Source organism: Variovorax sp. RO1 (assembly GCF_002849325.1).
GTDB lineage: Bacteria > Pseudomonadota > Gammaproteobacteria > Burkholderiales > Burkholderiaceae_C > Variovorax.
Map to the genome: position 1 here is coordinate 1 of NZ_PKMT01000011.1, position 13,709 is coordinate 13,709.

6 protein-coding genes are annotated in these 13,709 nt (G+C 69.1%); 3 read left to right on the plus strand and 3 right to left on the minus strand.

Going from position 1 to position 13,709, the window contains the following annotated elements; translation table 11 throughout:
- Positions 1-7,114, minus strand: a 7,114-nt coding sequence (locus tag CY658_RS31430) for an ESPR-type extended signal peptide-containing protein (RefSeq protein ID WP_143713825.1), incomplete at its 3' end; no start/stop codon positions are given.
- A gap of 314 nt (positions 7,115-7,428) precedes the next feature.
- Here CY658_RS31430 and CY658_RS31435 point away from each other — a divergent pair.
- From CY658_RS31435 to CY658_RS31445, 3 genes are read left to right on the plus strand one after another with little or no spacing between them, the layout of a single operon-like run.
- Positions 7,429-8,178 (plus strand): response regulator transcription factor, encoded by a 750-nt coding sequence (locus CY658_RS31435; RefSeq protein WP_101493891.1) that lies wholly within the window; start codon positions 7,429-7,431, stop codon positions 8,176-8,178.
- Positions 8,178-9,467, plus strand: a complete 1,290-nt coding sequence (locus CY658_RS31440) for a FecR domain-containing protein (protein ID WP_101493892.1) — start codon at positions 8,178-8,180, stop codon at positions 9,465-9,467. Before CY658_RS31435 ends, CY658_RS31440 begins: the two co-directional genes overlap by 1 nt.
- 15 nt (positions 9,468-9,482) lie before the next feature.
- Positions 9,483-11,849 carry a CHASE2 domain-containing protein gene (locus tag CY658_RS31445; protein ID WP_101493893.1) on the plus strand — a complete coding sequence of 789 codons (2,367 nt, stop codon included), beginning with the start codon at positions 9,483-9,485 and terminating at the stop codon, positions 11,847-11,849.
- A gap of 284 nt (positions 11,850-12,133) precedes the next feature.
- Here the strand turns inward: CY658_RS31445 and CY658_RS31450 are convergent, their stop codons facing one another.
- Together CY658_RS31450 and CY658_RS31455 are read right to left on the minus strand one after the other, a co-directional pair.
- On the minus strand, positions 12,134-12,877 hold the full coding sequence (locus tag CY658_RS31450) for a GntR family transcriptional regulator (protein WP_101493894.1): 744 nt from the start codon (positions 12,875-12,877) through the stop codon (positions 12,134-12,136).
- A gap of 58 nt (positions 12,878-12,935) precedes the next feature.
- Positions 12,936-13,697, minus strand: a complete 762-nt coding sequence (locus CY658_RS31455) for an aspartate/glutamate racemase family protein (protein ID WP_101493895.1) — start codon at positions 13,695-13,697, stop codon at positions 12,936-12,938.
- Between the last annotated feature and the right edge of the window lie 12 nt (positions 13,698-13,709).

The window sequence follows — 13,709 nt, forward strand, 5'->3', positions numbered from 1 at the left end:
CGATGTTGCTGTCCGAGTTGCTGAAGTCGACCTTGCCGCCCGGCGCGACATTGCCGCCTGTGGCTTCGCCGTTCGCTGCGACATTCCAGCCCGCGCTGGCCGTGTCGTTGACCAGCTTGAGCTGTTCTTCGGTGGCGCCACGGCCCACAGTCGCGAAGGTCGGGTCGGTCAGCGTCTTGTTGCTCAAGCCTTGGACGTCGTTGGTGACACCGCTGAGATTCACGGTGCCGCTGGTCACGCCGCCGGCCGCGACGGCCGTGGTCGTCGTGCCGTTGTTGACCGTCAGACCCGTGGTGTTCAGCACGCTCTGGCCCACCGTTACGCTGTTGTTGACCTTGACGTCATCCGCCAGCTTGAAGTCCAGGTTCGTGCCGCTTCGCGTGATCGCGATGTTGCTGTCCGAATTGCTGAAGTCGACCTTGCCGCCCGGCGCCACATTGCCGCCTGTGGCTTCACCATTGGCTGCGACATTCCAACCTGCGCTGGCCGTGTCGTTGACTTGCTTGAGCTGCTCTTCGGTGGCGCCACGGCCCACCGTGGCGAAGCTCGGGTCCGTCAGCGTCTTGTTGCTCAGGCCCTGGATGTCGTTGGTGACGCCACTCAGGTTGACCGTCCCGCTGCTCACGCCGCCAGCGGCCACAGCGGTGGTCGTGGTGCCGTTGTTGATCGTGAGGCCCGTGGTGTTGAGCACGCTCTGGCCCACGGTCACGCTGTTGTTGACCTTGACATCGTCCGCGAGCTTGAAGTCCAGGTTCGTGCCGCTTCGCGTGATCGTGACGTTGCTGTCCGAGTTGCTGAAGTCGACCTTCGCACCCGGCGCGACGTTGCCGCCCGTGGCTTCGCCGTTGGCCGCCACGTTCCAGCCCGCATTGGCGGTCGCATCGACGGCCTTGAGCTGGCTCACGTTCACCGCATCGGTGTCGAGTGCGCCTGCGGCCACGTTGGTGATGCGCCGTTCAGCGCCCACACCGCCCACAGACACCTCTCCCACTGGCGTCGCACCGGCGACCGACGTAGCGCCCGGCGGCACATAGGCTGCGTTCGCATTCAGCGTCGCGAGGTCCGCGGCCGTCGTGCTGTTGGCACCCAGTGCCACCGCATTCGCGTAGGTGACGCTGGCATCGGTGCCAATGCTGACGCCGCTGTCGCCCGTGGCCTTGGCACGGTTGCCGATGGCGACGGTATTGCTGGCGGCGATGTTCTCGCCCGCGTTCAGGCCGATCGCGACGTTCGCGCTGCCCGTGACCCCACCGCCGGAAAGACCGCCCAGCGCCACGTTGAAGTCGCCGGTGGTGCCCTGCCCTGCGGAACTGCCGATGCCCACATTAGAGAAGCCGGCGGTAATCGCCCCCCCGTTCACGCCTATGCCGACGTTGGAGTCACCGGTGACGCGGTAGCCCGCACCCGACCCCAGCGCAGCGTTGCTCCCCCCCGTCACCGACACGCCGGCATTGGTGCCGACAGCGGTGTTGTCTGCGCCGGTGACCTGCCGGCCCGCACCGTAGCCGACGAAGGTGTTGTGCGCGTTGCCGGCCGCCGTGCTGCCCGAACCGGCCGTGTTGCCGACCGCCACCGTGCCCACGCCCGCGGCCACGGCATCCACGCCTGCCGCGATCGCATTGACACCGGTCGCGCCGTTGTTCTGGTAGTTGCCGCCGACCACGCCGTTGTCGTTGACGCTGTAGTAATGCGTCTGCGCGGCCTTGAGCTGGCTGACGTTTACCGCATCGGTGTCGTCAGAACCGGCGGCCAAGTTGGTGACGCGGCGTTCTTTGCCCGCGCTGCCCACCGACAGCTCGCCCACCGGCGCGGTGCCGGCCACAGTCGTCGCACCTGCCGGCACATAGGCGTTCTTGAGCGCCAGCGCGGCAGCGTCCTGCGTCGCCTTCGAATCCGCGCCGAGCGCGACGCCGTTGGCGGCGCTGGCCTGGGCTCTGCTGCCGATGGCCACGCCGTCGTTGTTGCTGGCCACGGCGCTGTTGCCGATGCTCACTGTGTTGTCGGCGGTGATGCCAGTCAACGTCGCCGAATCGACGACGCCTGCCAAAGTGCCGATGGCGATGTTGCTGCTGCCCTTGGTGCCGGCGCCGGCCACCGCGCCGATGCCGATGTTCGCATCGCCCGCGACAGAGGTGCCCGACAGGTCGCCCATGGCGATGTTGTCGTTGCCGTTCACGGCCTGGCCCGCGCTGCCGCCGATCGCGGTGTTGTAGGTGCCCTTGGTACCGATGCCGCTGTAGACGCCCATCGCCAGGTTGTAGTCGCCCTCGACGCTCTGACCCGCCGCGATGCCGAACGCCGCGTTCGAGCTGCCGGTGACATCCTTGCCCGCAGCGGAACCCACGGCAGTGTTGGCGGAACCCACGACACCGCGACCCGCTTCGGTGCCAATGCCGACGTTGTTCTGGCCGACCAGGCCGGCGCTGGCTCCCTCACCAGCCAGATAGCCGATGGACACACTGCGCTCGCCGTTCGCCTGCGCACCCACGCCCGCCGCCAGTGCATTGATGCCGGTGGCGCCGTCGTTGGCGTAGTTGCCGCCCTGCGTGCCGTTGTCGTTCACGCTGTAGTAGTGCGTCTGCCCCGCCTTGAGCTGGCTCACGTTCACCGCATCGGTGTCGTCCGAACCGGCGGCCAGGTTGGTGATGCGTCGCTCTTTGCCCACGCCGCCCACCGACACCTCGCCCACCGGCGTGGCACCGGCCACCGACGCGACGCCGGCTGGCTTGTAGGCCTCCTTGAGTGCCAGCGCCGCGGCATCCTGCGTCGACTTCGAGCCCGCGCCCAGTGCCACGCCGTTGGCCGCCGTCACTTCCGCGTCGGTGCCTACGGCAACCCCTGCGGAGACATCGGCCTTCGCGTTCTGTCCGAGTGCCGCGCCGGCCACCGTGCCTGCGACGGTCGCACCGCCGAGGTAAGTGGCAGTCGCGCCGTCGCCGAAGGCCGCGCCGCCATTGCCGGCGCGCGCCGAGGCGCCCATGGCCACGGAGCCGGTCGCGATGGCGTCGTAGCCGACCGCGATGCTCTTCTCACCCAGCGCCTGCGCCTTCACGCCGACTGCCACCGCGCCGCTGGCGACGCGCGTGTCGTTGCCGATCGCCACGGCGTCCTTGCCGTCCGCTGCCGTGGCGAACGAGATGTTGTCGCCCAGTGCGACGGTGTTGGCCACCGTGGTGGTGGCGCTGCCCAGCGTCTGGTGGTTGCCCAGTGCCAGCACGCTGGTGGCGTTGTTCACGCGGTTGTCCGAGCCCGCGACGAACACGCCCGACGACTTGTTGACTTCGCTGTCGGCGCCGACGATGAACGCGTTGTCGATGCCCTCAGCTTTGATTTCGAAGCCCTGCACTGACGCCTTCACGGCACTCGTCACCGTGTTGTGCATGCCCGCGACCAGCACGTTGCTGCCCTTGTCCAGCGTGTTGCCCGCACCGATCACGCCCACCTGGCCGAGCTGGGTGTTCTTGTCGCGGATGAGTGCGGCAATGCCGCCGGGATTGAAGGCTTCGGCAATGCCGCTGACATCGATCTTGTCGTTGTACGAATCGGTGATGGTGTTGCCGTAGCCGGCCACCAGCACACCGTTGCTGTCCTGCACGTTGTTGGCCGAGCCCGTCACCGTGACCGCAACACCGCTGAAGGTGCGGCTGTTCGTCGTGACGTCCGTGGTCGAGGTGCCGCGCGTGCCGACCGTGTTGTAGGCGCCGTAGAGGTTCGAGAACGCGCCTTGCGCCACGAACGAGGTGCCGAACAGGCCGCTCGCCGTGATGTTCTGGTTGACCAGCAGGTTGTTGCTGTTGCCCACCACCGTGGAGAACAGGCCCTGCGAGTTCGCGCTGTCGCCGATCAGCGTGCTGCCGCGGCGGAACGCGCCCGTGTGGTTGCTGCGGTTGCCGGTGACGGTAGACGTGCCGATCTGGATCGCATCGACACCCGCATAGGCGCTGCGGCCGATCGCGATGGCGCCGTCCTGGTTGGCGTCGGCGCTGTGGCCCAGGGCCACGCCGAAGGTATTGGCGCTCGCATAGCGGCCGACGGCAATGGCGTTCGCGGCGGCAGTGCTGTCGCCGATCGACACGCTGTCGGTGCCTGCGGCCGTGGCGCCCCAGCCGAGTGCCGTGGAGCGCAGGCCCTGCGCCTGCGCGGCATTGCCCGTGGTGGCCGCGCCGCCGATGGCGGTGGCGTTCGCGGCAGTGGCTGCGGCGTTGCGCCCCATGGCCACGGCCTCGGCCGCACTGGCGGTGCTGTCGCCGACGGCGATGCTGTCGGTGCCGCTGGCCAGGCTGCCGTAGCCCAGGGCGGTCGCCTGCGTGGCGGTGGCCGTCGTGGCGGCGTTGACGCCGGCCGCCAGCGAGTTGGTGCCTTGGGCACCGTCGTTGTCGTGATTGCTGCCTGCGCCGGTGGCGGTCGACTTGACGCTGTAGTAATGCGTTGTGGCTTCTTCCTGGGCCGCCTGGAGTTGCGCCACGTTCACCGCGTCGGTGGCTTGCGTGCCCGCTGCCAGGTTCGTGATCTGCCGCGTCTGGCCGTTGCCGCCGACGCTCGCTGCGCCCAACGTGCTCGTCCACGTGGACGAGGTGTCGGTCGACGCTGCGCCCGTGGTCGGGTCGAAGCCCGCCACACCCTTGTCGGTGCTCGCCACCGACTGGCTGCCGAGCGCCACGCCGTCTGCCACGGTCACGCGGGTCGAGTCGCCCAGTGCGGTCGACCGCTCACTGTTGGCCTGCGCGCCCGTGCCGATGGCAATGGCCCTGTCCTTGCCGACCTTTGCGGCCGTGCCCATCGCGATCGTGTTGCTCACGCTCAGCAAGGCCACGCTGACGGGGTTGCCGCTGGCATCGAGCTGGACGCCGCTGCCCGCGCCGGTCCCGAACGCCACGTTGTCGTCGCCCTTGAGCATGCTGCCCGCCAAGGTGCCGCTCGCCGTGTTGCGATTGCCTTCCAGTTGGGCCCCTGCGCTCTCGCCGCTGGCGGTGTTTCTGTCGCCCGTCACACCGTTGCCGGCGCCTTGCCCCACGGCGTTGTTGGAGTTGCCCGTCACGCCGTAACCAGCAGCCCGGCCCATGGCGTTGTTGTAGTTGCCCGTCACCTGAAAGCCTGCGCGCTCACCGACTGCGGCGTTGCCGTCGCCCGCCACATGCCGCCCCGCCTCGGGGCCCAGTGCTGCGTTGAACTTGCCTTTGACATCGGCGCCGGCACTCGAACCGACGGCACTGTTGCTCACGCCGTCCACGTCCTGCCCGGAACCCGAACCGACGGCGGTGTTGTAGTGGTTGGTCGCTGCCGATCCCTTGCCCGCTTCAAAGCCGATCACGGTCGCGGTGCCTCCCATGGCCTGGGCGCTGTCGCCGATCGCAATGCTCCGCGGCCCCTTGACGAGCGCGTCGCGGCCGATGGCGAGGGAGCCCCCGGCAGAGAAATTGGTCCCAGGCGCGGGGAGGGGCGCACCGTCTGCGCGAGCCCCGTGGCCGACGGCAATGTCGCCGGCTTCGTCTGCCCGCGCCTGGACGCCCATCGCCACCGATTGGTCTCCGTAGGCCCTGGCGCTGTCGCCGACCGCCGTGCTCGAATCGCCGTTCGCGGACGACATGGCACCGATCGCGACGGCGCCGTCGCGTGTCGCGCGGGCGAACTTGCCGAGCATCACGGTGTTGCTGGCGGACACCGACATCTGGCCGCCCTGCTCGTCCAGCCTTGGCGCGGCATTGGCCGTGGTCGTGTTCAACCCGGCCACGTCGGCCGCCGAAAGCACGGTAGCGCCGGACGCAGCGTTCACGACGTTCCCGCTGGCATCCATGGTGTATTGGCCGTTGCCCAGGCCATCGATGAGGCCCTGATAGGTCACGCTCAAGCCGGATGCAGTGAGGAACCTGTCGGCCACTTCGATTTCGAGCGCACCCCTGTTCGCCTGGATGGCCTTGCTGTCGGCAGCCGAAAGTGCGGTTTGGGCAGCGGCATCGCCGGCAGAAGCCCCCGCGCCCACGCCAAGCACCACGTTGTTGCTGCCGACCAGGGCTTGGGCCGCAGCCGCCCCCTGCGCGATGTTGTGGCTTCCCTGAATCCCGTTGCCGGCATTGGCGCCCAGCGTGCTGTTGTAGCTGCCTTGTACCGACTGTCCCGCCCCAACGCCCAGTGCGGTGTTTCTGTCGCCATTCGCGCTGCTGCCTGCATCCGCGCCCAGGCTCACATTCAAGTTCCCGGTGGCGCCGCGCCCAGCCCCGGTGCCCACGGCCGTGATCGCCTCGCCGGCCCCTTCGGCGCCGGTATACATGCCGATATAGACACTGCGCGCGTCTGCACCTGTGTGCGAGGCGCCTGCGCTCTCGCCCACCGACACCATGCCTTCGCCAATGGCGCGCGACCTGGAACCGATCGCGATGGTCCCGAACCCCTGCGCCTGTGCATCGCCGCCGACGGCAACGCTGCCTGAACTCTTGGCCGAGGCCCCGTCGCCGATGGCGACGGCCGAGTTGCCAGAGATGCCGAACGGGCGATCGAGACCGTCGGCCACCGCGTTCCGGCCAATGGCAACATCAGCCAATCGGACCGCGTTGGCGCCGTTACCCATCGCAACCGCATCGCTCCCGATCGCCTTGGCGTCGGGTCCGATGGCCGTGCTGTTCACCCCGAGGGCGCCGGAGTTGGCCTGCGTCGAATTGCCGACCACCGTCGAGTTCACATGCAGATAAGGCGTCTCGTCGACGCTCACCCAGCGCCCGCCCTTCCACGTCACCAGGCCTTGCGTGAGGCCGTTGGTGGTGGTGCCGGCGGTAGTATTGAAAAGCATCATCCCGTCGGCCGGCACGCCGCCCGGCAGGCCCCAGGTGGTGGCGTCGGTGAGCGCGACGCGCGGCATCATCACACCGCGGGTGTACGAGTTGATGTCGAGAACGGCGCCGGGCACCGCGTCAGGACCCGGGTGCCCCGTGGGGATGCCTTCGTTGATCATCATCTGCGACCATGCCTGGCCACCGCCCAGCAACGCCGCCCCCATCACCCCAGCCGTCACGGCCGCACGCACCACGCTCCCGCGCTTGCCGCGCGCCCGGGTCGTTTCCGACGCAGCAACCCAGGCGCCGAGCGCCTCATTCCAGATGGACCGATAAGACTTGTTCATTTCCCCAGTTCCTCGAATTCAGCCCGGCCCTTCCTCCGCAGAACCGCGACATGGCGGGCGGAGATAACCGGAGATGTGGAGTGATCGGAGCGCCGGGTGGCGCTACAGGGGGCGGATGATGTCGAGGGCCTTCACCGGGCACAGGGCGGGCGTGAGGTTTGGTCAGAATTGCAGCCAGCTTTTGTCTGCATTTGTGAATTTCTTTACTACTTCATAACCATCGCCAACAATGTTGCGTCCGTTCACGCTGCGGAATTCGTCAGATTTCGGGTTTGGATTCACTGTCAAAATTGCCCCCGCCACCTCTGGAGTCCATGCGCATCGCCATCCTTGAAGACGACCCGAACCAGCTCTCGCATCTCGTGCGGACACTCGAGCAGCTGTTAACAATTGGCGAGACGAATGTGACTTGCATCACGTTTTCAAATGGGTCGACCTTGCAGCAGGCGCTGCGGCGGGAAAGCTACGACCTGCTGGTGCTCGACTGGAACGTGCCCGGGCTGGCCGGCGTCGAATTGCTGCAGTGGTTGCGCAAGTGGCAAACCGACAAGGTGCCGGTGCTCATGCTGAGCTCGCGTGCTTCCGAGCACGACGTGGTGCAGGCCCTCACCCTGGGTGCCGACGACTACATCGTCAAACCTTTCCGACCGCTGGAATTGCGCGCACGCGTGCAGCGCCTGATGGCGCGGCGCGTGCCGGTGGCGGCGTCCGACGGCGAGCGCTTCGGGCGCTGGGAGTTCGAACGGGTGTCGCAAAGCGTGCTGATCCACCCCGCGCCGGGCGACGACGACGCAACGCCGCAGCGGCATGCCCTCACCGACCGCGAGTTCAAGCTCGCGCTGACGCTGTTCCAGCACATGGGCGACGTGGTGTCGCGCGCGCACCTGCTCGAAAGCGCCGGCTACAGCACCGAAGAATTGCCGTCGCGCACGCTGGACAGCCACATCTACCGGCTGCGCAGCAAGCTCGGCCTCGACGCCGAGAGCGGGCTGAGCCTGCGCACGGTCTATGGGCGCGGCTACCGGCTCGAAGCCACGCAGCAACCACTGCAGGCGGACGCCTGATGCCGACGAAAGACACCACGACCCACCTGCGCCGCCTGATGGCATGTGCCGGACTTATCGTCGCCGCAGCGGCGAGCGCACAGTCGCCACATGTGGTGAAGCCCGGCGAAACCTTGTGGGGCATCTCGGGCCAGCAGTTGGCCACGCCGCTGCGCTGGCCCGAAGTGCAGCAGCGCAACCAGGTGGGCGAGCCCCGCCTGCTGCAGCCGGGCACGGTGCTGTACTTTGCCGACGGGCGGCTCGTGCCCGAGGGCGCCGCGGTGGTCACGGCGGTCGAAGGCCAGGCCTCGCGCAAGCGCGCGGGCGGCGGCGAACAGGCGCTCACGCCCGGCATGCCGATCCAGGCTGGCGACACGCTCATCACCGGCACCGACGCCTTCGTGACCCTCGGCGTGGCCGGCGGCAGCCGCGTCGTGCTGCCCTCGCGCAGCGCGCTCGAGGTGCTGGCCATCGACGCCCACACGGTGCGGCTGCGGCTCATCGAGGGCCGCGTCGAATCGCAGGTGCACAAGCAGCAGCCGAACCAGCAGTTCGAGATCCGCGCGCGGTCGATGGGCCTGGGCGTGCGGGGCACGCACTTCCGCGTGCGCGACGAAGACGGCGTGCTGACCGGCGAGGTCATCGTGGGCGAGGTGGTCGTGCAGCGCACTGCACAGTCCGAACCGCCGCTCGTGCTGCGCGAAGGCCGCGGCGCGGTGCTGCTGGAGAACGGCCCGTCGCAGGCCGCAGGCCTGCTGCCGGCACCCCAGCTGGTGGCCGAAACAACGGCGCGCAACGATCGCACGTTCCGCTTCACGCCCGTGCCGGGCGCACAGACCTACCGCTTGCAGCTGGCACGCGACGAACGCTTTTTGCTGCCGGTGCACGAGCAACGCGGCCCGGGGCCTTCTTTCACGGTGCCGGCGGAACTGGCATCGGGCCTCTACCAGCTGCGCCTCACGGCCTTCGATGCCGCCAGGCTCGAAGGGCTGCCGGGCGACGGCACGGTCTACCTGCCCACGGTCGAAGGCGGCGCGGGCGGCCAGGGCACGTCGTCGGTGCTGTCAGACGGGCGCGTGGAGGTCCGCTGGCCGGGCGTCTCCGGGCAGCGCTACAGCTTCGAACTCTCGCGCAGCGCCGACTTCGCCGTGTTGCTGCTCAACGAGCCCTCGGTGTACGCCACCGGCATGACGGTCGGCCCCTTCGCGCTCGGCGGGCGCTACCACTGGCGCGCGCGCCAGGCCACAGCCGACGGCGCCACGCCCGCTGCAGCCGCTTTCAGCGGAAGCTTCGACATCCCGGTGCGCTGAAGCGGGGCCACGCGCATGCGGCTCCTCATCGAACGCCTGCTGATGGCGCTGCTGCTGCCGCTGGCGATGCTCGGCCTCGCGCAGCGCCCCGGCCTGCTGCAGATGGACGCCTACATCCACGACCGCCTGCTGATCCTGGCCTCGCACCGCGCGTCGCCCGACATCCTGATCATCGCCATCGACGAGCACAGCCTGCGCGAACTCGGGCGCTGGCCCTGGAGCCGCGAGACCCACGCGCGCCTGCTCGAAGGGCTCGCGCCAGCGGCGCCGCGCGGGGTGCTGCTCGACCTCTTCCTGACCGAGCCCAGCGCCGATCCGCGCGAAGACGCGCGCCTGGCGCAAGCCATGGGGCTGCTGCCCGTGTACCTTCCGCTGCTGCATGCGAGCCCCCTCGCCTTCACGAGCCACGAGTGGCCGGGCTTCCTACCGCCTCTGCCGGACTTTGCCGCGCAGGCCCGCGGCGTCGGGCACGCCGGCCTCGCACCCGACACCGACGGCGTGGCGCGCACGCTGTACCTGCTCGAAGGCTATCCGGCCCATCTGCAGCCCTACGTGGGCACCCTGATGGCGCAGCGAATCCCGCAGCCCGCGCCCGCCCCCGAGGCCACGTCGACCGACTGGTTGCGCCAGAGCCCGCTGCGCCTGCTGTTCGCCGGCCCGCGCGGCAGCTACCGCACCGTGCCGTATGTGAGCGTGCTGCGCGGTGAAGTGCCCGCCGAGCTGCTGCGCGACAAGCTGCTGCTCGTGGGCGCCACCGCGCCCGGCCTCGGCGACCAGACACTCACGCCCAACGCCAGCATCCGCGGCGTGCTGCCCGGCGTGGAAGTACATGCCAATGCCATCGACAACCTGATGCACGGGCGCAACGTGAGCGTGTCACCCCCGCTGTGGCATGCAGCCTGGACCGTTGTGCCGCTGTGGATCGCGCTGTGGCTGCTGGTCCGGCGGGGCCGGTACGCGCTGCCGATCGCCGTCGGCCTCGCGAGCACTTGCCTGCTGATCAGCGGCATCGCCATGCTGGCATGCCACTACTGGCTGCCGCCTGTCGCGCCGATGCTCGGCCTGGCCATCCTCTACCTGCTGTGGAGCTGGCGGCGCCTTGAATCGCAGTTCGTCTACCTGCGCCGGCGCGCGCAGGTGCTCGACGCCCTCCCCGGCGGCACCTTCGAAGTGATGCCCGTGCGCGCGCCGGCCCCTGCCGACCCGACTGAGCACCCCAAGCAGGCGCTCGACCGGGCCATTGCGCGCCTGCGCCGCATGCAGCAGCTGATGGACAAGGCCATGCAGGCCATGCCCGTGGCCATGCTGATCTGCGATGAAGAGGGGCGCATCGGTTCGGGCAACGCGGCGGCCTTCCGGCTCCTGAGCAGCGGTACGCTGCCATCGCACGGCGACGATGACGCCCCGGCCGTGCTGCGCGGCGTGCTGCTGCCCGAGCTGATCGCGCCGCTGGCCGTGCCGCCCGCCAACGGCGCGCCGCCCCGCACGGACGCCACCCACTGGACCGACCTGCTGCACGGCGAGTACGTGACCTCCGACGCGCGCGTGTTCCGCCTCGAAGCCGCGGCCTTCAGCGGCGACGCCCCCGAAGACCGGGGCTGGGTCGTGATGCTGCCCGAGCTCACGGCCGAGCGCGAAGCGCAGCGCCAGCGCGACGAATGGCGCCAGTTCCTGTCGCACGACCTGCGCAGCCCGCAGGTCACGATCCTCAGCATCCTGTCGATGCATGAAGCCACCGCCGATGCCGGCCTGCGCACGGCGATCCGCCGCGAAGCCGAGCGCACCCTCGCGCTGGCCGAAGGCTTCATGGACTTCGCGCTCGCCGAGTCGGACGACTACCGCTTTGCGGACACACACATCGGCGCCGTGCTGCTCGATGCGAAAGACCAGGTGTGGCACTACGCGCAGACCCACGGCGTGCGCGTCGAAGCGCGGCTGGACGACGACGCCGGCGACACCATCCTGCGTGCCGACGGCGCGCTGCTGACCCGCGCCATCGTCAACCTGCTGAACAACGCCATCCGCCACAGCCCGTCCGGACGCAGCGTGGAACTGCGCATGTCGCTCGAACCCGGCACCGGAAGTGCGGGCGCGGCCCGCGTGCGTATTTCCGTGGGCGACCAAGGCTCGGGCATGACGTCCGATCAGCTCGACGCCCTGATCCACGCACCACGCGGCCGGCGCGTGCCGGCGACGCCGGAAGCCGCCCCCAGCGAAACGAAAAGCGCCGGCACACGGCGCATGGGCCTGGGCTTTTCTGTCGTGCGCGCGGTGGTCCAGAAGCACCACGGCACCCTGGGCGCGAGCAGCACGCCCGGCGTTGGTACGACCGTCTGGTTGCTGCTGCCGTTGACCGATTCACGGCCTATCACATCAACATGACGGGTTTTCCCAATCCGATGGGGACAACGTTGTGGAAAACCGTGTGTGCAGCGCTCAGAACCGTTGCCTGGCGGGGCCTGCAACACGGTGCCTGCGAAAGAGGCAGCGGAGGTAAAAAATCCGGGGAAATATTTTTCTCGGCGTTTTTGCCACAGTTTTGGCGGCCATTCAGAACGCGCCGAGGCGATCGGCGACGTAGTTTTGGCACCGTCCGCCTGCCATCAGCCTCGTCGAGCCCGCCAGATCTGCTGCCGAGGCAGTGAGCGTCGACCGGGTTGCCCTCTTCAGCTGAACACGCTTTCGAGATCGACCTCTTCGGCGCTGTCGTCGAGCTTCAGGCTCTGCTCGATGTGGTCGAGGTGATGCAGCATCAGCTTCTCGGCGCGCGCCGCGTCGCCGCGGTTCACGGCGGCGACGATTTCCTCGTGCTCGTCCGCGCGGCAACTCGTGGCCGTGGGCGCGTCGTACAGCGAGATGATCAGGCAGGTCAGCACCGACAGCTCGCGCATCGAGCGTGCCAGCGCCGAGTTGCCGGCCAGCTCGGCCAGCAGCACATGGAACTCGCCCGACAGCCGCACGATGGCGCGCTTGTCGTCGCGGCGACGTGCGTCGGCCTCGAGCTCGATGTGGCGTTGCAGGCGCTCCCGCTTGGCGTCGTCGAGCGTGCGGATGAGCCGGCGCAGCACGCCCGGTTCGATGAGGCGGCGCGCCTCGAACACATCCTGCGCCTGCTCGATGGTGGGCTTGGCGACGAAGGCGCCGCGTTGCGGCACCAGCTCGACGATCTGCTCGTGCGCCAGCCGAGCCAGCACTTCGCGCACCTTGGCGCGGCTGGTCGCGAAGATCGTGGCCAGCCGGTCTTCGCCCAGCTTCGTGCCCGGCGCGAGACGGTGTTCCAGGATGGCGGCCGAAATCTTCTCGGCGATTTCATCGACGCTGTGTTCGCGGGCGTTGGGGGCACCGGTCGTGCCGGTGGCGCCAGCGGCGCCGTTCGCGCTGGTCTTGCGGGCTGGGGCTTTGGTGGGCATCGGCGCCGATTCTATCGACGCACCCTCCAGGCTGCAGTGCGCCACGGGGCCCACAACCTCAGCCTGCGGCGCGTGCGCCGTCGCGCGCCAGCAGCCGCGCCATGGCCTCGGGCAGGCCCTGATTCGGCTTGATCGGCGGCGGCGCAAAACTGCCCAGTCGCGCCGGCGCGGGCGCCAGCGACACGAGCGTCTGCGCATGGCACACGGCGCTCGACACGCCGTCGACCACGGGCACCGGAATGCGGTCCTTGATCGAACGCGCCAGGCCCGCCAGCGGCGCGCCGGCAATGATGATCACGTCCGCGCCGTCGTCCTCGATGGCCGACATGCACAGGGCCTCCAGCCGCTGGCCGTGGTCGTCCTGCACGTGGCCGATGTCCTTGAGCGGACCGTCGAGGCTGCGGATGCTCGCGAGCCGGTCGATGAGGCCGTTGGCCTGCACGCACTCGCGGTACCAGGCCGTGATGCGGCGCGAGATCGCGATGATCGAGAAGCGCTTGCCGAGCAGGCACGCGCTCATCAAGGCCGCTTCGGTGAGGCCGACCACGGGAATGTCGAGCGCCTCACGCAGGCCATCGATGCCGGGGTCGCCGAAGGCCGCGACCACGATGGCGTCGTGCCGCGTATGGTGCTCCGCTGCGAGCGTGGCGGCGGCGTACGCGCCGATCAGCGATTCGAAGCGGGTCTCGATGTAGGCCACGCCGAAGGGCGCCGTGAGCACCTCGATGCGCGTGTCGCTCGCTGCCGCGCGCCGGGCTTCGGCCGCGATCAGGTCGGAGACGCTTTGCGAGGTGTTGGGGTTGATCAGCAGCAGGTTCATGGCAATGTCTCC

Bases quoted from the DNA above. Each gene is read 5' to 3' on its own strand.
- CY658_RS31435 (WP_101493891.1), top strand. From the start codon at position 7,429: ATGCGCATCGCCATCCTTGAAGACGACCCGAACCAGCTCTCGCATCTC.
- CY658_RS31440 (WP_101493892.1), top strand. From the start codon at position 8,178: ATGCCGACGAAAGACACCACGACCCACCTGCGCCGCCTGATGGCATGT.
- CY658_RS31445 (WP_101493893.1), top strand. From the start codon at position 9,483: ATGCGGCTCCTCATCGAACGCCTGCTGATGGCGCTGCTGCTGCCGCTG.
- CY658_RS31450 (WP_101493894.1), bottom strand. From the start codon at position 12,877: ATGCCCACCAAAGCCCCAGCCCGCAAGACCAGCGCGAACGGCGCCGCT.
- CY658_RS31455 (WP_101493895.1), bottom strand. From the start codon at position 13,697: ATGAACCTGCTGCTGATCAACCCCAACACCTCGCAAAGCGTCTCCGAC.